At 67.2% G+C, this 19,798-nt stretch carries 18 protein-coding genes, 5 tRNA genes and 1 pseudogene; 16 read left to right on the forward strand and 8 right to left on the reverse strand.

What is annotated here, in order from left to right; translation table 11 throughout:
• The 6 genes from soxB (at window position 1) to WPS_RS07250 (ending at window position 5,672) form a co-directional block, all read left to right on the forward strand.
• Window positions 1-1,707, forward strand: a complete 1,707-nt coding sequence (soxB, locus tag WPS_RS07225; protein ID WP_317997156.1) for a thiosulfohydrolase SoxB — start codon at window positions 1-3, stop codon at window positions 1,705-1,707.
• Window positions 1,707-2,972, forward strand: a complete 1,266-nt coding sequence (gene soxC / locus WPS_RS07230; protein WP_317997157.1) for a sulfite dehydrogenase — start codon at window positions 1,707-1,709, stop codon at window positions 2,970-2,972. The genes soxB and soxC overlap by 1 nt, the downstream gene beginning before the upstream one ends.
• Window positions 2,956-3,963, forward strand: coding sequence for a c-type cytochrome (locus WPS_RS07235; RefSeq protein ID WP_317997158.1), 1,008 nt, complete (start codon window positions 2,956-2,958; stop codon window positions 3,961-3,963). The genes soxC and WPS_RS07235 overlap by 17 nt, the downstream gene beginning before the upstream one ends.
• Before the next feature lie 4 nt (window positions 3,964-3,967).
• Window positions 3,968-4,708 (forward strand): cytochrome c biogenesis CcdA family protein, encoded by a 741-nt coding sequence (locus WPS_RS07240; RefSeq protein ID WP_317997159.1) that lies wholly within the window; start codon window positions 3,968-3,970, stop codon window positions 4,706-4,708.
• Between the two features lie 172 nt (window positions 4,709-4,880).
• A complete protein-coding gene (locus WPS_RS07245; RefSeq protein ID WP_317997160.1) occupies window positions 4,881-5,180 on the forward strand; it encodes a DsrE family protein in 300 nt (99 codons plus the stop codon).
• A 21-nt stretch (window positions 5,181-5,201) separates the two neighbouring features.
• On the forward strand, window positions 5,202-5,672 hold the full coding sequence (locus WPS_RS07250) for a DsrE family protein (RefSeq protein WP_317997161.1): 471 nt from the start codon (window positions 5,202-5,204) through the stop codon (window positions 5,670-5,672).
• Window positions 5,673-5,923: 251 nt separating this feature from the next.
• Here the strand turns inward: WPS_RS07250 and WPS_RS07255 are convergent.
• The 3 genes and pseudogenes from WPS_RS07255 to WPS_RS07265 all read right to left on the reverse strand — a co-directional run.
• Window positions 5,924-6,151, reverse strand: a pseudogene (locus WPS_RS07255) (transposase); the annotation flags it as partial.
• A 224-nt stretch (window positions 6,152-6,375) separates the two neighbouring features.
• A complete protein-coding gene (locus WPS_RS07260; protein WP_317997162.1) occupies window positions 6,376-6,741 on the reverse strand; it encodes a hypothetical protein in 366 nt (121 codons plus the stop codon).
• A 279-nt stretch (window positions 6,742-7,020) separates the two neighbouring features.
• Window positions 7,021-7,104, reverse strand: a tRNA-Thr gene (locus WPS_RS07265).
• 95 nt (window positions 7,105-7,199) lie between these two features.
• On the opposite strand from WPS_RS07265, the gene WPS_RS07270 reads away from it, so the two are divergent.
• Together WPS_RS07270 and WPS_RS07275 are read left to right on the forward strand one after the other, a co-directional pair.
• Window positions 7,200-7,287: transfer RNA gene (locus WPS_RS07270), tRNA-Tyr, on the forward strand.
• A gap of 69 nt (window positions 7,288-7,356) precedes the next feature.
• A tRNA-Gly gene (locus WPS_RS07275) sits at window positions 7,357-7,430 on the forward strand.
• A 6-nt stretch (window positions 7,431-7,436) separates the two neighbouring features.
• Here WPS_RS07275 and WPS_RS07280 read toward each other — a convergent pair.
• Together WPS_RS07280 and WPS_RS07285 are read right to left on the reverse strand one after the other, a co-directional pair.
• A complete protein-coding gene (locus WPS_RS07280; protein WP_317997163.1) occupies window positions 7,437-7,760 on the reverse strand; it encodes a DUF2470 domain-containing protein in 324 nt (107 codons plus the stop codon).
• A gap of 147 nt (window positions 7,761-7,907) precedes the next feature.
• Window positions 7,908-8,966: a LuxR C-terminal-related transcriptional regulator gene (locus WPS_RS07285; protein WP_317997164.1), complete on the reverse strand. Its 1,059-nt coding sequence runs from the start codon at window positions 8,964-8,966 to the stop codon at window positions 7,908-7,910.
• A 272-nt stretch (window positions 8,967-9,238) separates the two neighbouring features.
• Here WPS_RS07285 and WPS_RS07290 point away from each other — a divergent pair.
• The 4 genes from WPS_RS07290 to WPS_RS07305 all read left to right on the forward strand — a co-directional run bounded on the left by WPS_RS07290 (window position 9,239) and on the right by WPS_RS07305 (window position 12,087).
• Window positions 9,239-9,313: transfer RNA gene (locus WPS_RS07290), tRNA-Thr, on the forward strand.
• Window positions 9,314-9,377: 64 nt separating this feature from the next.
• Window positions 9,378-10,313, forward strand: a complete 936-nt coding sequence (locus WPS_RS07295) for a hypothetical protein (RefSeq protein ID WP_317997165.1) — start codon at window positions 9,378-9,380, stop codon at window positions 10,311-10,313.
• Complete coding sequence (gene fahA, locus WPS_RS07300; RefSeq protein WP_317997166.1) at window positions 10,310-11,530, forward strand: fumarylacetoacetase; 1,221 nt, start codon at window positions 10,310-10,312, stop codon at window positions 11,528-11,530. The genes WPS_RS07295 and fahA overlap by 4 nt, the downstream gene beginning before the upstream one ends.
• Window positions 11,527-12,087: a hypothetical protein gene (locus WPS_RS07305; protein WP_317997167.1), complete on the forward strand. Its 561-nt coding sequence runs from the start codon at window positions 11,527-11,529 to the stop codon at window positions 12,085-12,087. The genes fahA and WPS_RS07305 overlap by 4 nt, the downstream gene beginning before the upstream one ends.
• On the opposite strand, the gene WPS_RS07310 is transcribed toward WPS_RS07305, so the two are convergent.
• The 3 genes from WPS_RS07310 to WPS_RS07320 form a co-directional block, all read right to left on the reverse strand.
• Window positions 12,084-15,179 (reverse strand): PAS domain S-box protein, encoded by a 3,096-nt coding sequence (locus WPS_RS07310; protein ID WP_317997168.1) that lies wholly within the window; start codon window positions 15,177-15,179, stop codon window positions 12,084-12,086. The genes WPS_RS07305 and WPS_RS07310 overlap by 4 nt on opposite strands.
• A gap of 66 nt (window positions 15,180-15,245) precedes the next feature.
• Window positions 15,246-15,461, reverse strand: coding sequence for a hypothetical protein (locus WPS_RS07315; protein WP_317997169.1), 216 nt, complete (start codon window positions 15,459-15,461; stop codon window positions 15,246-15,248).
• Entirely contained in the window at window positions 15,448-16,992 is a 1,545-nt protein-coding gene (locus tag WPS_RS07320) for an aldolase/citrate lyase/malate synthase family protein (protein ID WP_317997170.1), read from the reverse strand. Before WPS_RS07320 ends, WPS_RS07315 begins: the two co-directional genes overlap by 14 nt.
• Before the next feature lie 36 nt (window positions 16,993-17,028).
• Between WPS_RS07320 and WPS_RS07325 the strand changes: the two genes are divergently transcribed.
• The 4 genes from WPS_RS07325 (at window position 17,029) to WPS_RS07340 (ending at window position 19,788) form a co-directional block, all read left to right on the forward strand.
• Window positions 17,029-17,102 (forward strand) — tRNA-Arg (locus WPS_RS07325).
• A gap of 28 nt (window positions 17,103-17,130) precedes the next feature.
• Window positions 17,131-17,667: a YbaK/EbsC family protein gene (locus tag WPS_RS07330; RefSeq protein ID WP_317997171.1), complete on the forward strand. Its 537-nt coding sequence runs from the start codon at window positions 17,131-17,133 to the stop codon at window positions 17,665-17,667.
• Window positions 17,668-17,806: 139 nt separating this feature from the next.
• Window positions 17,807-19,408, forward strand: coding sequence for a GGDEF domain-containing protein (locus WPS_RS07335; protein WP_317997172.1), 1,602 nt, complete (start codon window positions 17,807-17,809; stop codon window positions 19,406-19,408).
• Window positions 19,405-19,788, forward strand: coding sequence for a hypothetical protein (locus tag WPS_RS07340; RefSeq protein ID WP_317997173.1), 384 nt, complete (start codon window positions 19,405-19,407; stop codon window positions 19,786-19,788). Before WPS_RS07335 ends, WPS_RS07340 begins: the two co-directional genes overlap by 4 nt.
• Window positions 19,789-19,798 lie beyond the last annotated feature (10 nt).

Genomic DNA, 19,798 nt, shown 5'->3' on the forward strand with positions numbered 1-19,798 from the left:
ATGGTAACGCGTCGAGACTTCGTGCAGGCCGCAATCGCGACGGCCGTTCTGACGGGCTCGTCGACCGGATTGGCGCGCGCCGCAGCGCGCCAATCGATCACACAGGCGGACCTATTGCGCTTCGAGCCGATGGGTCAGGTGACGCTTCTCCACTTCACCGATCTCCATGCGCAGCTGCGGCCGGTGTACTTCCGGGAGCCGTCGGTCAACATCGGCGTGGGAACGAACGCAGGCTTGCCGCCGCATCTCACCGGCAATGCCTTTCTCGAGGCGTTCGGCATCCCGCCGGATACCGCGAACGCTTACGCGCTGAGCTCGGCCGACTTTGCGGCGCTCGCAAAAGAGTACGGGCGCATGGGCGGATTCGACCGTATGGCGACGCTCGTCAAAGCGATTCGTGCCGAGCGGCCGACCCAAACGCTGCTGCTCGACGGCGGCGACACGTGGCAAGGCTCGTACACGTCGCTCAAGGAGCGCGGCGCCGACATGGTCGCCGCACAAAACCTGCTCGGTGTCGAAGCGATGACGGGACACTGGGAGTTCACCTACGGACAAGACCGCGTCAAGGAGCTCAAGGCGCAGCTCAAGGCGCCGTTCCTATGCGGCAACGTCAAGGACGCGACTTGGGGCGAGCGGATCTTCGACGGCACCAAAGTGTTTGAGCGCGGGGGTGTGGCCGTCGCCGTGATCGGACAAGCCTTCCCGTACACGCCGATCGCCAACCCGCGCTGGCTGATGCCGGATTGGTCCTTCGGGATCGAAGAGGACCGCGTGCGCGCCGAGGTGGACGCTGCGCGAAAAGCGGGCGCCGACGTCGTGGTGCTGCTCAGCCACAACGGGTTTGACGTGGACCGCAAGCTCGCGGCGCGCGTCACCGGGATCGACGTCATCTTGACGGGTCACACGCACGACGCCATCCCGCGCAGCGTCATGGTCGGCAAGACCATCTTGACCGCGCCCGGATCCCACGGAAAGTTTCTCGGCCGCCTCGACCTGTACGTGAAAGGCAAGCAGGTCGTCGATCACCGGTTCCGGCTGATCCCGATCTTCACCGACGCCATCGTGAGCGATCCGGCGATGGCAGCATTGATTGCAAACATCCGCGCGCCGTACGAGGCCGAGCTGGATCGCGTGCTGGCGCGTACCGACTCGCTGCTGTATCGGCGCGGGAACTTCAATGGAACGTTCGACGATTTGATCTGCCAATCTCTGCTCGCGGAGCGCAACGCGCAGATCGCGCTCTCGCCCGGATTCCGCTGGGGCACGTCACTCCTGCCGGGACAAGACATCCGCATCGAGGACCTCTACAATCAAACAGCAATCACCTATCCCGCGGCCTACCGGTCCACGATGACCGGCGCCACGCTGAAAAGCGTCTTCGAAGACGTGGCGGACAACCTGTTCAACCCCGACCCGTACTATCAGCAAGGCGGCGACATGGTGCGCGTCGGCGGCATGTCGTACGCCATAGACGTCGCGAAACCGATCGGCTCGCGCATCTCCGAGATGCGGCTGACGGACGGGACTGCTATCGAGCCGGCAAAGACTTACGTCGTCGCCGGCTGGGCCTCGGTGAACCAGGGTACGGAGGGCCCAGCCATCTACGACGTCGTGACGCGCTATCTCGAGCGCCGGCAAGTGGTGTCCGTGCCCGACCGCCAGGTTGTGCGCGTACGTGGGGCGGACCCGCGCGGGATCGCGCCCTGATGCCGCGCAACTCGCTCGGGCGCGGCGGCTTCCTGCGCGCGGGCACAGGGCTCGTCGGCGGCGCGCTGCTCGCAGGGTCTGCTCCCGCAAACGCGCTCGCCGAGGATGCGGCGCCGCTCGCGATCCCGGAGTCGAACAAAGTCCTGGGTGCCGGCGTCAACGATACGCCGTACGGAATGCCGTCGAAGTACGAGCGCGACGTCGTACGCCGGACGGTGCCGTTCCTCACAGCGGAAGACAAGTCGTCCGTGAGCTTCACGCCGCTGCAAGACTTGGACGGGATCATTACGCCCAACGGTTTGTGTTTCGTGCGCGACCACGGCGGTTCGCCGATGGATATCGATCCGTTGACGCACCGGCTCGTGATCCACGGGCTCGTTGATACGCCGATGGAATACACGATGAACGACCTCATCCGGTTTCCGACCGAGAGCCACGTGTATTTCATGGAGTGCGGCGCGAACGGCGGGATGGATTACAAGGGTGCGCAAATGCAGGGCGTGCAGTTCACGCACGGCATGATCCACTGCTGCGAGTGGACTGGCGTGAAGCTGTCGGTGCTCATGGCCGAAGCCGGCGTGAAACCGTCCGCCAAGTGGATGCTAGCCGAGGGGGCGGACGCAGCGGCGATGACGCGTAGCGTTCCGATCGAGAAGGCGCTCGACGACGCGCTTATCGCGTGGTCGCAGAACGGTGAGCGGCTGCGCCCCGAGAACGGGTACCCGGTCCGCCTCGTGCTCCCCGGCTGGCAAGCGAACCTCAACGTGAAGTGGCTGCGGCGCTTGAAGTTCGGCACCGATCCTTGGGAAACGCGCGAAGAGACATCCAAGTATACCGAGTTATTGCCCGACGGCAAGTCGAGGCAGTTCGACTGGGTGATGGGAACAAAGTCGGTGATCACCGCACCGTGTCCGGAGAAACCGATGGTGGGGAAGGGCTTTCGCGAAGTCACCGGACTCGCGTGGTCGGGTTACGGTTCCGTCACGCGCGTCGACGTCTCGTTCGACGGCGGCGTGAACTGGCAACGTGCGACGCTCCAGGAGCCGGTTCTGACGAAGGCGCTCACGCGCTTTCGCATCCCATGGCAGTGGAACGGCGAGACGGCACTGCTGCAAAGCCGCGCCGTCGACGACAAGGGCCACGTCCAGCCGACGCACGAGCAGCTCCTCGCCGCGCGCGGCGGGAACGCCATCTACAACAAGAACTCGATCCAGACGTGGCGCGTGAATCCAAACGGAACGGTGGACAGTGTCCAAGTCTCGTAGCTTCGCCGCGCTGGTCGCGATCGTCGTGCTGATCGCAGCCGGCGCAGTGGCCGATGCCGGGCAGCGCTACGGCTTCGGAAAGCCGGTGACGCAATCGCACATCGCACCATGGGACATCGACGTCAACGGTCTGACCGGCGAGGGGCTACCGCCGGGTTCGGGCTCCGTCGCCCAAGGCGCGAAAATTTGGGAAGCAAAATGCTCCTCTTGCCACGGCACGTTTGGCGAAGGCGCCGGCAAGTATCCAGTGATCGCGGGGGGGAAAGGCACGCTTAAAGACGAGCGCCCCGAGAAGACGGTCGGAAGCTACTGGCCCTACGCACCGACGCTATTCGACTACATCAAGCGCGCGATGCCGTTTCGCCAGCCGCAGTCGCTCTCGAACGACGAAGTGTATGCCCTCACCGCGTACGTTCTCAACGTGAACGACATCGTGCCGAGTTCGGCCGTTCTGGATGCGAAATCGCTCGCGGCCGTCAAGATGCCGAACCGCGATGGATTCATCAAGGCGGAGTGGGACACCAAGAACGTAGCGTGCATGTCGAGCTGCAAGCCGGCGGCCAAGGTGACCAGCGATCTCGTGAGCCTCCACGTGACACCCGACGAGCGCGAGGTGGGGAACGTTGGGTCGACCGAACATCTCGCGATTGCGGCGTCGCCCGAGCCCTTGCCCCCGGCAACGTCGGCATCGTCTCGCGGTAGTACGGCGGCATCAAACACATTGGCCCGCGTGACGTTCGCGATGGTTCAACCCGTCATCGCTAAGCGCTGCACTGTTTGCCATTCGGCGAAGCCCAGCCAGTCGGGGTTTTCGGCCGCCCCGGCCGGCATCAAATTCGATACGCCGGCGGAGATCAAAGCCCAGGCGGCGCAAATCAAGTCCCAGTCGGTGACGACACACCAGATGCCGTTGGCGAATATGACGCACATGACGGACAAGGAGCGCGCGCTGCTCGGCCAGTGGATCGCTGCCGGAGCGCCGGTTCCGTGAGCGGGTGAGCGCTTTCGACGTAGGCTATCCGACTGCGGTCGCCGCGGGTATCGCGAGCTTCGCGTCGCCTTGCGTCCTGCCGCTGGTGCCGGGATATCTCTCGTTCCTCGCGGGCGTGTCGTACGACGACATGGCGCTCGCCGTGCGCGATCGTTCGGTCTCGCGCCGCGTCTTTACCGCGGCGCTGGCATTCGTCGCGGGCTTCGTCGTCGTCTTCGTCGGGCTCGGAGCATCCGCCACGCTAGTAGGGCGCGTCCTCATCGATCATGCGGACGTTCTCGAAAGGGTCAGCGGACTGCTCATCGTCCTGTTCGGCCTCCACTTCGTGGGCGTACTGCGCATTCGAATGCTGCAGCGTGACGTTCGATTCCATCCCGGGCGGCTGCCGGCGGGACCCGGCGGGGCCTTTCTCATGGGGCTCGCGTTCGGTTTCGGATGGACGCCGTGCGTCGGGCCGATTCTTGCGACGATCCTCGCGCTTGCAGCCGTCGGCGATTCCGTGGCGCGAGGCATGACCTTGCTTGCATGTTATGGGTTAGGGATCGGCCTTCCGTTTCTGATCGCGGCCGCGGCCTTTCAACCGTTCTTGAAGGCGGTCGCGCGCTTCAAAACGCGAATGCGCGCGATCGAGATGACCGTCGGCGCCTCGATGATCGCTACGGGCGCTTTGATCACGACCGGATCCTTGGCCGGTACGAGCGGCTGGCTCCTTCGAACATTCCCCGCACTCGGCCGATTCGGCTAGAAACGAGTTCTATGTGCGCACGCCACTGATCGCGGTTGCGATGCTCATCGGGGTCTGCTCGCCCTGTTTCGCGCAGGCAAGCGCAGCGCCGGCAACGTACTCAAACCCGCAACCGTCGATCGATCATCCGCGCAAGGTCGTTCTCACGCTGTCCGAGCGCGACCCGGCCCGCATGAACGAAATCATCGGGAACGTCGGGAACATCCAGAAATTCTACGGGACCGACAACGTTCGAATCACGCTCGTCGTGTACGGACCGGGGATCCACGCCGTGCTCAAGAGCGATAGCCCCGTGGCTCCGCGCATAGCGGGGCTCGTCGCGATCGGCGTCGACGTGCTCGCCTGTGACGCGACGCTGAAAACGCTCAACCTCACCGCAAGCGACTTGATCGCAGGGGTGAAGGTCACGCCGAACGGTCTCCCGGCCGTCGTCGAGTTACAAGCTGCCGGGTGGTATTACGTCCGCCCGTAGGGCGAGAAACGGACCGGAACGATGCAACACTCCACAAATCGCTCGGGTTTTGCCCGCCTGCTGGCAACCGGAACGGCAACGTTGGCGGCGCTCGCGGCGCCGGCGTCGGGAGCCGCGACATCGAAAAACCATCGGATCGCCTTTCACGTCGATCGGAACGAGCCCGCCGTCATGAACCTCGTGCTCAACAACATGAGCAACGCCGCGACATACTACGCGGGGACCGGTGAACTGTTCGAAATGGAGCTCGTGGCATACGGACCGGGCCTGCACATGCTGCGCGCCGACACGTCGCCGGTCAAGGACCGGCTCTCCTCGATCAAGGACAGCATCGCCGGCGTGACGTTCTCCGCCTGCAACGTCACGAAGCTCGGGATGGAAAAGGTGGAAGGGCACCCGATCGCGATCTTGCCGCAAGCGCGGATCGTACCGGCCGGCGTCGTGCGCCTCACCGAACTCCAGGAGAGCGGCTGGAGCTACATCAAACCGTAGGCTAGATACCGTAATAGCTTAAAGTTTGCTCGCTTTCATCCCACTTCGTAGCACGGTACGTGCGTTCAACGATGTTGCTGCTTATCTCCCGTAACTGATCCACCGGCGCGCTCGCGCGGTGCTCGAGCGCCGTGGGTACGAACCACAGGTAGGGCAACCGCCGAGCCGCTTCAGGCTCGTCCCGACGCTCGATGCACCTTCTCGCCGTCTTCCCGTTTTGAACCGGAAGCGTCCGGTGGAGAGGCCCCCCAATTGTCGGAGACGGCGACGTCGACGCCGTGCAAGCCGCGTGCTTTAAGGCCGCGAAAGAACCCGTTCCACGTCGCAAAGCTCTCCGAATCGCCGATCGAGAGACCAAGGATCTCGCGGTATCCGTCAGCGCGAATGCCGCTGGCAATGAGCAGCGCTTTGCTGACCGCGCTCTTGTCGGTGCACACAGTCGTAAAGAGAGCGTCAACGATGATAAATGGATACGCCGCTGGAGTGACCCCGCCGATTCTAGACAGTGAGGGTCGTTAATCAAGCTGCATCGCGATCCCGCCAATCGGCCGGGGTGAGGTAGCCGAGGCTTGAATGGTGTCAACTCCGGTGAGTAATTCCCCACTTTCTCCGGCGAGAAGTTCCTGCTGTTAAGGCACCTGTTTCCTTCCTCATCCGATTGACAGGACGGCTCGTGCGCGGTCGAAGCCTGACCCGGAAGGAACTAAGGAACGTCAACCCGCTCCCCAGGCGCCAGCATTCGCACGATCGTGTCGTAGATAAGCTCGCGGTCTTCGAGCGGATCGAAGACGAGGCACGACGGTGCGCCGCCGCGGGCGGCCGGCTCGAGGACGATCGTGACGCGTCCCTTCGCGCAGACGTCGAGGCAGGTCGTGCCGGTCGCGCGGATCGCGCCCCAGTGGCCGTCGTGCCTGAGCCGCTCTTTGAGCCACTCGCGCAATTTGAGCCGCTCGTCGCCCGCGTGCTCGGGGTAATCTTGCGCAAACCGCACGTTCAGGCACTTCTCGCACACGAGCGCCAGGCCGCCGCCCCGCTTCCATGCCGGAATCACTTCAATCGGTTCGCTCACGCTAGTTTCGATGCGATGTCTGACGGAACGGTTGCGGAGGTCTCGGCGCGGAGCGAGCGATCCGCATCCTATTGAAATACGATCGCGTTGAAATACGATCGCGGCGGCAAGCAGGCGTTATGAAGGCGGATGAGGTGCTCGGCATGCTCGCGATGGCGACACGCCTGACTGCAAAAGCGCCGTCGCCGGGTCTTCACCGTCTTTCCGCACCCCGCATCGCAAAAGTTTGGTCTTATAGAGACAGAGTCTCTCTTAGGCATGACAGGCGTGTGGCATCTTAGCCGACGGTGGGATTCGAACCCACGCTGTGCTTGCGCAGCCGCATTACAAGTGCGGTCCCTTCAACCTCTTGGGTACGTCGGCGTCGCGGCTCGTTTCGGGTCGGCCCCGCTGCAGACCCTCGCCCCGCGACCAGGAACGGCAGAGGCGGTTCGCGTATGATCGCAGGTCCCCACCGTGGGTCGGTGGTCGAGTGGTTAATGGCACCGGACTGTAAATTCGGCTCGCGAAAGCGATACGCAGGTTCAAATCCTGCCCGGCCCACCAGTTGCGCAAGAGGCGGCGCGCCGATCGAGAGGGTCGCGCGTCGCCGCTTCGCGTAGAACGAGACTGAGCGCGGGCGTTGCATAATGGTAATGCCCTTGCCTTCCAAGCAAGAGTCGCGGGTTCGATTCCCGCCGCCCGCTCCAAAATTTCTAGCCGCGCCCCTCCCGCACGCCTGCGCCCTGGGTCCGTTCCGGCAGCGGCTGCGGCGCCGACGTCTGCCACATCGAGATCAGCATCGCGCGCGCGTCGTCGGTATCGGTGACGGTGCGCGCGAAGTCGATACGGACGTCGCGGGTCTGCGCCCCCATGTCGACCGAGAGCGTGAGCCCCGTAGCGTCCATCGTGACGATCCGCGCGCCGATGGCGGGATTGCACTGCGCGTAGTGCTGCGCATATGCCGCGACGGCGTCGGGATGGTCGTCGTTCATGTGGGTGGTCATCGCCGCGAAAGCGGCGTCGCTGAGTTCGGCCATGCGCACCGCATTTCCGATCGCAACGCCGCGTGCCCTGGCGGTCAGCGGATGACCTCGAAGAACGCATGGCCATGCGGGCGCAGATCGTATTCGTGACGCCACACCTCCAGCGTCTGAACGACGTCCGAAACGGCGCGGCTTTCGCCGTCAGCGGTGAACGTGCTTCGTGTCGTCGCCGCGGGCGGCGCTCTGCCAGCCGAGGACGCGCGCGAGCATCTGCGAGCGGTTGGACGCGCCGGTGCGTTCGATCAGTTTCTTGATGTGGTCGTTCACCGTCGAGACGGTGATGTTTAAGCGCTCTGCGATCTCGTCGGTGCGGCGGCCGTCGAGCAGCGACGCGACGACCTCGCGCTCGCGCGGCGTGATGAAGAAGCGCTTCGCCGCGCGGAGGAGGGTGTTACGGCGGCGCGTCTTCTCGATCGTGACCGCCAGGAAGTGGCCGTCGGCGGAGGTCAGGTCGTTGATGCGTAGCAGCAGAAACGGCAGCGGCATCGCCGTCGCGTTGACGGGGCGCGTCGGATCTTCGGCCCACTCCGTCGTCAGTTCGCGAATCGTCGTCTCGAAGAGTTCCGGGAGACGCATCCCGAACGCCGGGCCGCCGAGAGTTCCCTCGGCCGCTGCATCGTTCCGATTGCCCATCACGGTACGGTACGTCCGGTCGAGGATGAACAACATCGGCTTTGCACGGCGCAGGGGCTCGTCGGTTGATGGATCGGCGTCGACGGCGCTAATCTCCGGGTTGAGCGCTTCCTCGCTCAGCGTCTTTGCGAGCGCGAGCAATTGGATGTCGTGCGCGGTGAACGGGCCGAGTTCGGCATCACGCAGCAGCACCAGCATCGCGTCCCCCCCGTCGGGAACCGTCAGCGCGATCGTCATCGCGTGCGGATAGACGGCGTCCAGCACCGCGGCGATCGGCCGCTGATCGGTGCGGCGCTGCTGCCGGCGGTAGCAGGCCAGAAAGCGGTTCGCTTCCGCGCGTTCGTCCGCGTCCGGGCCGCAGCAGAACGAGACCAGCGTCTTGCTCTGCAGCCGGCCGAAACGCCATGCGCGAAACGCCACCAGGCGCGCGACCAGTTCGACGATCGCGCGCTCGCGATCGTGGGGGACTCCGTCTCGAAGATGTCGGTGCAGGAGGTTCACGAAAAAGTCCGGGCCGTTCGCAAAGAGAGCGTGCGGTTCGATCGGGTGCGCCGGGAGGTGGCGCATGTTCCCGGGATGTTCGTCCCGGGGCAATGGCCATTGTTCCCGGTCGGACAGGACTCCTGTGCTTCCCAGCTTCGCTTAGTCCAAGATTGTGTGAAGGCCGCCGGAGGGCGAGCATGGGACGTCCCGCGCAGTCGACGGATTGTTTGTCCGCGAGGGAGGAGCAGCAGATCCGTCGAGCGCGAACGCGCGGTGCAGCGGGAAGGTATCTCTCGTTCGCGGGGGGGAATCGATCCCGTCGAAAATCCGGCGATCCGCTGGGCGCATCGGTCCGGGCTGGCGTAGCTCAGTGGTAGAGCATCACATTGGTAATGTGAAGGTCATGGGTTCAATCCCCATCGCCAGCTCCATGGTCTCGAAGACCCTCCCGCAGCGGAGGGTCCCGCCGTCTTCGTTGAGTAGACCGGCGGCGATATGACGACGACCGTCTCCGCCGACAGCGCGAAGCAGGCCCTGCTCGCGCACCTCATCGACGACGCGAGCATGTTCCCGCCGTCGGAGCTCCCGATCGGAGCCGCGGTGCGCGCGCACCTGCGTCATCGCGAGAGCGCCTACGCCTGGATCGGCGGCAATCTCGTCGTGCCGGCGTCGCGGCTCGACGCGTTCGTCGCGGCCATGCAGCCCGGCGAGACCGTGCGGCTGAGTGTCACCCTCGACGCCGCCCAGCGCGCGAAGGGAGACACGGTGCGCGCGGATCTGGATCGTATCGCGCGCTCCGGCGTCGACGTCGGAAGCGTCGCCGCGCTGGAGATCCGCTTCCGAGGCGCGCTCGAAGCGGAAGCGCTGAGCGGCGCGGCCGCGGCCGTCGCCGCTGCCTTTCCGCTCCAGCCCGCAACGCTCTACGTCGAGCTGCCGTATGTCGGGGGCTGGGCGGTGCCGCCGGACGCAGCGCTCGCCGTCCTCGCGGGCCTGCGTTCGAATTCGCCCGGCTCGGTGACGGTCGCCGCCAAAGTGCGATGCGGCGGCAGCCCCGAAACGACGCCCTCCGTCGACGACCTCGCCGCGTTCGTCGTCGCGGCCCAGGCGCAAGGCGTGCCGTGGAAGGCGACGGCCGGTCTGCACCATCCGGTGCGCGGCGCCCACGGCGGCACGACGATGCACGGCTTTCTCAACCTGTTCATCGCGGGCGTCGCGCATCATGCCGGCTTCCTCGATGCCGCGCGCGTCGCCGACGCGATCGGCGAAGAAGATCCGCGCGGGTTTCTCGTCGACCCGATGCATGTCGGCTGGCGCGACGTCCGCGTCGATGCCGAGGCGGTCGCCGCCGCGCGCGCGCACTGCACCGCGTTTGGCAGCTGCAGTTTCGACGAACCCGTGAACGGTCTGCGAGAACTCGGCCTGCTGTTGTGATCGATCCGCGCGACTTCGGAATCGACAACCTGCCGCTGGGAATCGTCGCCGACGACGCAGGCCGCGCGCGGCCCGCCGTCGCCTATCGCGACCTCGTCGTCGACCTCGATGCGCTCGTGCACGCGCGCGCGATCGACGAACAGTCGCTCGCCGATGCATCCTCGCTCAACGCGTTTCTCGGCCGCGGACCGGCCGCGTGGACCGCGCTGCGCGCTCGCTTGCAGCACCTGCTCGGCGAACGCGCATCCGCTGAGGAACGTCGCGCCGTCGCCGCCGCTTCGCATCCGCACGGCGCGCTGCACGCTCGCATGCCCGTGCAGGTCGGCGACTATGTCGACTTCTACTCGTCGCTCGAACACGCGACGAGCCTCGGCCGCATCCTGCGCCCCGGCGGCGAACCGCTGCCTCCGAATTATCGCCACATCCCGATCGGGTACCACGGGCGCTCCGGCACCGTCGTCATCAGCGAGACCCCGATCCGGCGGCCCGCCGGGCAGACGAAAGCGGGCGATGCCGCGGCGCCGGAGTTCGGTCCGTCGCAGATGCTCGACGTCGAACTCGAGATGGGCTGGATCGCCGGCCCGGGCAACGCGCTCGGCGCGCCGATCCCCGCGGATGCCGTACGCGAGCATGTCTACGGCTACGTCCTGCTCAACGATTGGAGCGCACGCGACATCCAAGGCTGGGAGTATCAGCCGCTCGGACCGTTTCTCTCGAAATCGTTCGCGACGTCGATCTCGCCGTGGATCGTTTCGCTCGAAGCGCTCGAACCGTTCCGCGTCGCGGAGCCGCCGCGCGAGCCGGAGCCGCTCCGTTATCTGCGCGCGTCGCAGCCGTTCGCCTACGACGTGGAACTCGATCTGCTGCTGCTGACACGAGCGATGGCGGAGCGTGGCGATCCGCCGTTCCACGTGTCGCGGACAAATCTGCGCGGGATGTACTGGACGGTCGCGCAGCAGCTCGCACACGTTACCGCCAACGGTGCGACGATCCGTCCCGGCGATCTGTTCGGTACCGGCACGATCTCCGGTTTCGAGCCCGGAACGCAGGGGTCGCTGATTGAGCGCACGTGGCGCGGTCGCGATCCGCTCGCACTGCCGGGGGGCGAGACGCGCGCGTTTTTGGAGAACGGCGACACCGCGATCGTTCGCGGGCGCGCGGTGCGCGGTGACCTGCGCATCGGCTTCGGCGAGGTCGTCGGCACGATCGTCGCGTGAGCGTTGCAACGCCGGACGGCGCGCGGTTTCCGTACAACTGGGGCGCGACCGCGCTCGAGGTGGCGGCGCGCTTTCCTTGCGATCGGTACGCGCCGGATCCCGACGTCGTGTTGTGGCGCGCCGTCGACGTCGCCGCGCCGCCCGCGACGGTCTTTCGCTGGCTGCAGCAATTGCGGATTGCGCCCTACTCGTACGATCTGGTCGACAACTTCGCGCTGCGCAGCCCGCGCCGGCTCACGCCGCGCGCCGCGATTCTTGTGCCGGGGCAGCGCATCATGCACGTCTTCCGTCTCCTCGAGTTCGATCCGCCGCGCACGCTCACCATCGGTCCGGGCGCGGCGGCCGGCGTGAAGCTCTTCGGCGCGCTCCACGGGACCTACGTTGTGAGCGAAGCCGCCGGCGGTTCGCGGCTGGTCGTGAAGGTCTGCGCGAACGTCGGCTCGGCGTGGTATGCGCGCGCGTACCTGCGGGCGCTCCCGCTGCTCGATTTCGTCATGATGCGAAAGCAGCTGCTCACGCTGAAAGCCTGCGCCGAGCGCAGCACTCGCCGGGGCTAGCCGCGGCCCATCAGCACGGCCGTCGCGCGCGCGCCCCGGTCGGATTCGCGCGTCACGCTGAACGCGCGGGTGAGACACTCGACCAGAAACAGACCGCGGCCGGACTCGGCGTCGTCGTTCGGCAGGCCGCTGCGCGACGCGAATCCGGGGCCGTCGTCGACGACGTGGAGGATCGGCGTCGACGGATCGTCCCATGTCAGTTCCACGTCGACGACGCCCGGTGCGTGTCGCACCGCGTTGCCGACCAGCTCGCCGAACACCAGCTGCGCCGCCGCCGTATCGATCTCGCGGCCGAAGTTCACCAGCGCTTCGACGAGCGCTTCGCGCACGTCGTAGGTGCGCCGCCGGTCGCGCGGATCGAACCGCCAGCGGATCGTCCACTCGCGCGCGGCCGGGACGTCGTCGGTGACGCGCACCGTCAGCACCGCGACGTCGTCGCGGATCGCGCCGTCGAGGACGCGCGAAACGATGAGCGCCGCGGGCGACGTCTCTTCCTTGATCGCCGCGTCGTGGAGCGCGGCGATCACGCGGCGCTCGCCTTCGGCGATGTCGCGAGTCGATTCGGTGAGCCCGTCGGTGAAGAAGACCGCGAGCGCGCCGGTGGGCAGCACGACGGTGATCGCTGGGGGCTGACTTTCGTCGCGCAGCCCCAGCGGGAGGCCGCGGCCCGGGAGGTTGCGGACCGTTCCGTCGGCGCCGCGGACGAACGGCGTCGGATGGCCCGCGGTCGCGTAGGTCATCGTGCGCGCGAGCGGGTCGATCACGCCGACCAGCGCCGTGACGATCGCCTCCGGATGCGTGCGGCGCAGCACCTGATCGGCGGCGTCGAGCAGGCGCACGGGATCGGTTTCGTAGGTCGCCAGCGTCTCGATCGCCTGACGCATCCGCCCCATGATCACCGCCGCTGTCAGCCCCCGTCCGGTGACGTCGCCGATGGAGACGACGACGCGGCCGTCGTCGAGCGCGATCGCGTCGTACCAGTCGCCGCCGATCTCGGCTTCGGTTGCGCCCGGCGAGTAGACCGCGTCGAACGCGAGCCCGTCGACCGCGGGGAGCACCGCTGGGAGGAGCGCCCGCTGCAGGGTGACGGCGACGCGATGCTCGCGTTCGTAGAGCCGCGCGTTTTCGATCGCCACCGCGGCGCGCGCGGCGAGCTCGTCGAGCAGGGAGGCGTCGAGATCGTCAAAGCGCTCGCGGCTGCGCAGCGTGATCGCGCCGATCACCTCGTTGCGGTGGAGCATCTGGGCCTGCAGCACCGGTGCATCCGGCGGGACCGGGACGTGGGTGCGTACGATCTCGGTACCGCCGGTGAGGCGGATCGTCGCCTCGTCAGCAACCTCCGAGAACAGCAGATCGGCGAAGTGCGTCAGCAGCGTTTCGACGTCGAAGGTCGCTCCGACGACGTCGCCGGCCCGCGCGATGATGTCGCGATTGTTCGCAAGGCGGCGGCTTGCGTCGATATCGGTCATCGAGCCGAGCCACTCGACCGTTTCGCCTGCAGGGCCGTCGCGGCGGGCCCGAGCGCGCACGAGGTGCCACCGGTAGGCCTCGTCGGACGCGCGGCGCAGGCGGCATTCGGTCTCGAAGTCGACGCCGGCGTCGCGTGCTTCGCGCCATTTCGTGAGCAGCGGCGCAAGATCCGAGCGGTGCACCACCGCGCACCAGCCGTAGCCCAGCGCTTCGTCGCGCGGCATCCCCGTCAGCGCAGTCCAGCGCTCGTTGACGTAGGTCATCATCCCGCGCACGTCCGCGGTCCAGATGATCTGCGGCGTCGCCTCGGCGAGCAGACGGTATTGCGTCTCGATCGCCTTGCGATCGGTGATGTCCGTAAGCATCCCCAGCGCGCCGGCGAAGGCGCCGTGAGCATCGAGGATCGGGCTCGAAGCGACGATCGCCCACACCGTGCGCCCGTTTTTGCCGCTCAGCCGATTTTCGAAGCGCTGCGTCTGTCCTGTGCGGAGTGCGTTGAACGCGTGCTCGGCGTCGCGCGACGCCTCGGTCTCCATGAACGCGTAGATCGACTGTCCGAACATCTCGTCGGCGTCGTAGCCGAGCATCTCGCACAGCCGACGGTTGACGTACGTCGTGCGTGCCTGCGCGTCGATGATCCACACGCCTTCCTGCGCGGTGTCGATGATCCCCCGATAGCGCGCCTCGCTCGAGGTAAGGTCGGCGTACAGCTTCGCGTTCGTCAGCGCGATCGCGGCGCGCCGCGCAACTTCCTGGACGTCGTCGAGATCGCTCTCGGTGAAGCGGCGTCCCGTCCCGGTCGCCGCGCCGAAGGTCAGCACGCCGATCCGTTCGCCCGCCGCGATCATCGGCGCGTACACGACCGACGCGAGCGGCAGGGTGTGGGCGAACGCTGCGTGCTCGGGATTCCAGGCGGTCGCATCGACCCACGCGTCGTCGGTATGGTCGACGATGATCGGGCGTCCGCTCGCGAGCGCGATGTTGATCGGATGACCCTTGACCTCGGGCGGGGGCACGCGACGCCGATAGCTCTCGGCATCGCCGCCGAGCCGACCGGCCTCGACTTCGACGCGCCGCAGCCTGCCGTCGCTGCCGATGACGTCGAGGAACGCGAAGTCCGCGAAGTCCTCGCACACCGCGCTGACGACGGTACGCGCCGTGCGCGCGAAGTCGAGCGAATCCGCAAAGGCGCTGCCGAGACGGGCTAGGATCGCGCGCCGCTGCGTCGCCCGATACTCGTCATCGACGTCGACGATGTTGCCGTACCACGCGCCGACCGATCCGTTCGCCCGAAACGTCGGGACGGCGTGCGCGACGACCCAGCGCGCTTCGCCGCCGGCTACGCGGAACCGGAATTGCTCGCGGAACGGCTGCGCGTGCGCCATCGCGTGCAGCCACGCGCCGACGACGCGGTCGGCGTCGTCCGCTTCTACGGCGTTGGGCCACCGATCGTCGAGGATGCTCTCGCGCGGCAACCCGCTGAACGCGGTCCATGCCGGGTTCACGTAGCCGATCGTGCCATCGGGCCGAGCGACGAAGACGATCGTCGGAGCGGCGTCGAAGAGTTCGCGGAAGAGGACGTCGTCGAGCGTTCCCGGCGTCGCGGGTCCAGATGGTGTCATCGGGTCGCGCCCGAGGTTCCAGCCCCCCGCTCGCGGAGCCTCCGCAGCGTACGGCGGGGCGGCGGCTCAGCCGAGCGTTCTGACGCTTTTCTCCAACAGCGTCCAGGCGTCGGCGCCGAACGCGGCCTTCGCGACGCGCGCCATCTTGTTGCTCTTCGCCTGCGCCTCGCTGCTAGGCGTGGCCGACTTCAAGGTTAACGCCGCGGCGCGGGCCGGCGCGCAGACGAACGCGATCGACGCGAACGCCGCGGCCGAACCGCCGAGGAACTTAGATCGGATCATGAAATCCGTTCGTGATCATCGCTTCGCTCTGGGCGCGGGCTTCGCGGAAGCGCTCGGTCTGCAGCGGATCCCGGGCCGCCGGCTCGCCGAGCAGCTTCGCAAGCTCTTCGTCGAAGAAGCGCGTCACCTCGGCAGCGCCGTGCATCCCGTGGCGGATGCGCTGCGCAATCATCAGGCGGTAGATGCGGTCGGTCGCGAGATCCTCCATGTAGCCGTCGAGCAGCGACGCGCCCAAGCCGTTGAGATAGCCGTGACGATAGCGGATCACCGTGCGGACCGCGGCGCGCGTCCCCGCTTCGGTTCGTTCGCCGACGCCGGCGATCGACGGCCGCAGATCCGGCGTGGCGTTCGCGCCGGGTTTGCGCGCGAAGCCCTGATTTGGGACGGGGAACTGCGCGACCGCGATCGCGTTTTGATCCGGATGGCCGGTCCACGCGCCGTCGAATAGCGCGTCGGATTCGTTCTTCTTGTCCTTTTCGAGGACCGCGAGCGCGCGCGCGTTGAGTTCCGGGTTCGTGCGATCGGGGAAGAGCGCGGTCATCCCGCCGATTGCGAGCAGACCGTGCCGATGACACACCTCGGGGATGCGTTCGCGTAGATTCTGGAAGAACGCCACGTCGTGCGGGATCGTATTGCGATCCGGCAGCACCCACCCCGGGTCGAGCAAGTTGTAGTGGATCAGCGAGGCCATGTAGTCCCATCGCCCGAGGTTGAGGCCGAGCAGATGCTCGCGCAGATTGTAGGCGAACTCTTCAATCTGATACGCGAACGGATGCGCTTCGACCAACGCCATCGCTTTGATCGCGTAGGGGTCGCCGAGTCCCTTGGCCTTCGCGACCGCCTGGAAGACGTCGCGCCACCACAGCGCCTCGTCGGCCGACTCCGTCTTCGGGATGTAGATCGCGAGCGGATGCGCGAGCCGGGTGAAGTCGAGCTTGTACGCGAGCAGCGCCAGGTCGAAGAGCGACGCCGAGGTCGGTTCGTCGTAGATCCCGGCCTGCGAGAGGTGCAGGCCGCGCACGCGCGTCCAGAGGACGGTCGACGACGGTGTGATCGGGACCGTCACCCCGCCGCGCTTCTGGTCGACGTACGTGAGCTCGCGGTAGTACATCGCGATGACGTTGTCGATCCCGCGCAGGGTGTGATCGAAGGCGTTCGCCATCGAGTCCTCGAGGTCGACCATCACGCCCGGCGCGCCCGAATTGAGCATCTTCACGCCGAGCTCGTGATCGTCGGCCGGACCGGTCATCTGATTGCGCTGATCCGCGACCCAGGCCGGCAGCGCGATCCGCCAGTCGCCCTGCGCCTCCGACGGCAGTAGGTACTCCGGACGCTGCCCGTTCTGCGAGGCCGCGAGCACCGCGTGCCGTTTCGCGAGCGCTGCTTGCTGGCGCGGCGTGAACGCCTCGTGGAGGGGGCGATAGAAGTCGGCGAATCCCGCCGGGAGGTCGCGTTCGATCGAGAAGCCCGCCGGCGCGGTGCTCATCGCCGGGATGTGCGCGGTTCCGACGGAACCCGTCTGCGTCTGCATGACCCGGACGTTCGCTACGGGAAGGTCTCCATTCATGCGCCCGTAGCTCAACTGGATAGAGCAGAGCACTCCTAAGGCTAAGGTTGGCGGTTCAAGTCCGCCCGGGCGCGCGTTGCTTTCGGACTTGCGGAGAACGGCTTGACCCTCGGCATCCTGACCGCGGTGCCCCCGCTCGAGCGGCCCGATCTGCTCGCGCCGCCGGTCGCGGCGGCGTTCGCGAACGGTGTCTCGTTCGCCGGCGCCGGCGTCGCGGAGATCGATCCGGCGCTCGCCGACACCACGGCGTTCTGCGAGCGCTACCGTGTGGGTCCCCAGGAATCGGCGAATTGCGTCGTCCTCGCGGCGCGCCGAGAAGGGCGATCCTGGTATGCTGCATGCGTCGTCTTCGCGACGACCCGCGCCGACGTGAACGGTCTGGCGAAGAAGGCGCTCGGCGCGAGCAAGATCTCGTTCGCCGCGATGGACGACGCCGTTGCCGCAACCGCGATGGAGTACGGCGGGATCACGCCGATCGGATTGCCTGCCGCATGGCCGCTCCTCGTCGACGCGGCGGTCGCGTCGACTCCGCTCGTCGTCGTCGGCAGCGGCGTGCGCCGCTCGAAACTGATCGTCCCGGGCGCGCTGCTCGCCGCACTCCCGAACGCGCGCGTGCTCGACGGGCTCGGAAGAATGTAACGATCGCGTTTGAAACGCGTCCAAGGGCCGCGGCGGCGCGTTTCGCGAACACGCAGGGAAGGAGCCCGGATTGATCGCTCGACGCGTGTACGGTTTCGTTCGCGCGGCCTCGCTGTTTGCGGCGACGGCTTTGTTTGCCGTGTCCGGTCGCGAGGCGATTCGTGCCCTGCAAGGCGACGGCGGAGCGTTCGTGATCGCCGCGCTGATAGCGGCGATCGTGCTCGGGCTGCTCCGTGCGCCGGCGGCGCATTTCGAACGCAGCGTGCGCCCGACGCCGGCGAGCGATCGCGTCGGTCTGCTCGTCCCGGTGTTGCTCGCCGTGCTCGTTACCGACGGCTGGGTGTGGGCCGCCCTCTGCAACGTCGCCGCATACCTCGTGCGTCCGACGCGCCGCCGCAGTTCGCTGCGCGAACGGATCTTCGGGGCCGCGCTGCGCGTCCCGGCGTGGTATGCCGGGTCGTTGGCGGCGGCCCCTCTGCACGACGCCGCGCTGGCGCGCGGAGCCGCGCCGTTCCTGATGTTTGTCGCGATCGCAACCGTCTACGTGCTGCTCTCGGATCTGCTCTGGGTCGACCCGCTGACGGCGGCGCGCCAGAGCCGCTCGCTCGCGCGGGTGTGGAACCGCCACCTCGCCGATCGCGGAACGATGCTCACTGTGCTGGCCGAAGCGGGCTGGGCGTACGTGATCGTGCGCGTCACGCTGACGGATGGCGCGGCGCTCGGTGCGGCGACCTTGGCGCCGCTGCTCGTCCTCGCGGTTGTCCTGGTGCGGTTCGCGCGCCTCAACGCGCGGCTGCACCGGCTCGCGCTCTCGCGCGAAGCCGTCGATGCGATGCTGCGCGCGAGCGATCCGCAGCCGCAGATGCGCTCGCTGCTCGAGAGCGTCGATCCGCGGATCACCCGTGAGTCGGTGGAGATCGCCGCCTACGGGCGCGGCGGCGCGGACCGCTGGTCACGCGTCGTGCGCTTCGGGCCGCCGGTCGCCGAATCGCTCGAACGTCACGGCTTGCGCGTGCTGCTCGAACTGCAGGTTACCGGGGAAGACCGCGCCGACGAGACGCACGATGACGGGATCGTGAGCGGTTATGCGGCGCGCGACGTGCACGGCAGGCTGCGCGGCGCACTCCTCGTCTATCGCGCGCACGGTGGCCAGGCCCATGCGGAGCCGCGCGAACTCGCGCGGGCCGCACTCGAATTAGGCCCGCTGCTCGGAGAGTACGGCGCGATCGCGGCGACGCACAGCGCGGCGACGATCGACACGCTGACTGGGCTGCCGAACCGGCGCGGCGTGACGCGCTCGTTCGAGGAGGCGATGGAATACGTACGCGCCGGCGGCACGTACGCGGTGCTGCTGCTCGACGTCGATCACTTCAAATCGATCAACGACCTGCTCGGACATCAGACCGGCGACCGCGCGCTCGCGCAGATCGGACGGATCATCGCCGACAACCTGCGCGGCGTCGACGTCGCGGGGCGATTCGGCGGCGAGGAGTTTCTGGTGTTGCTGCGCGACGCGGCGCGCGAGCGTGCGATGCACGTCGCCGAACGGCTGCGCTCCGCGATCGAGAGCGGCGGGATCACCTACTCCGATGGGAAGCCGGTCACCGTCTCGATCGGCGTCGCATACGCCCGCTCGGTCGACGGGACCGCCGACGTCGTCGAGCGCGCGGACCGCGCGCTCTATCGCGCGAAGAACGCCGGGCGCAATCGTGTCGTCGAGTCGCCTCTGGTCGCCGTATGAGCATGCAAGAAGAAGATCCGATCGTCGAATCGCCGAGTTCCATCTACGTCATCGTACAGCTGACGCCGACGGAGCGCTGGAGCGCGCTGCCCCGCGAAGAGCGAACGCGTTGGGTGGAAGACCGCTTCGCCCAGCTCTCCGAGTCATTTGCCGGGGATCGAAGCGGACCGCTCTGGTCGCAGATCACCGAGATGCACACGACGCGCGGTATCGAGCGCAGCATCGTCATGCTGTGGCGCATCGCCGACGACGCCGCGTTGAGCGGTCTGGGTGACGTTCTGCAGCGCGACGACGTGAGCGCCTACTTCGGCGTCGCCACGATCGGCGGATTTCGCGCCGACGATCGCGCCGCGATCGCCGCGCCGCTGATCGACGTGTGACTGCTGCGGA

Source organism: Vulcanimicrobium alpinum (assembly GCF_027923555.1).
Taxonomy (GTDB): Bacteria; Vulcanimicrobiota; Vulcanimicrobiia; order Vulcanimicrobiales; family Vulcanimicrobiaceae; genus Vulcanimicrobium; species Vulcanimicrobium alpinum.

Coding starts and splice junctions, on each gene's coding strand:
- soxB (WP_317997156.1), top strand. CDS start 1: ATGGTAACGCGTCGAGACTTCGTGCAGGCCGCAATCGCGACGGCCGTT.
- soxC (WP_317997157.1), top strand. CDS start 1,707: ATGCCGCGCAACTCGCTCGGGCGCGGCGGCTTCCTGCGCGCGGGCACA.
- WPS_RS07245 (WP_317997160.1), top strand. CDS start 4,881: ATGAACGAAATCATCGGGAACGTCGGGAACATCCAGAAATTCTACGGG.
- WPS_RS07250 (WP_317997161.1), top strand. CDS start 5,202: ATGCAACACTCCACAAATCGCTCGGGTTTTGCCCGCCTGCTGGCAACC.
- WPS_RS07280 (WP_317997163.1), bottom strand. CDS start 7,760: ATGGCCGAACTCAGCGACGCCGCTTTCGCGGCGATGACCACCCACATG.
- WPS_RS07285 (WP_317997164.1), bottom strand. CDS start 8,966: ATGCGCCACCTCCCGGCGCACCCGATCGAACCGCACGCTCTCTTTGCG.
- WPS_RS07295 (WP_317997165.1), top strand. CDS start 9,378: ATGACGACGACCGTCTCCGCCGACAGCGCGAAGCAGGCCCTGCTCGCG.
- WPS_RS07310 (WP_317997168.1), bottom strand. CDS start 15,179: ATGACACCATCTGGACCCGCGACGCCGGGAACGCTCGACGACGTCCTC.
- WPS_RS07315 (WP_317997169.1), bottom strand. CDS start 15,461: ATGATCCGATCTAAGTTCCTCGGCGGTTCGGCCGCGGCGTTCGCGTCG.
- WPS_RS07320 (WP_317997170.1), bottom strand. CDS start 16,992: ATGCAGACGCAGACGGGTTCCGTCGGAACCGCGCACATCCCGGCGATG.
- WPS_RS07340 (WP_317997173.1), top strand. CDS start 19,405: ATGAGCATGCAAGAAGAAGATCCGATCGTCGAATCGCCGAGTTCCATC.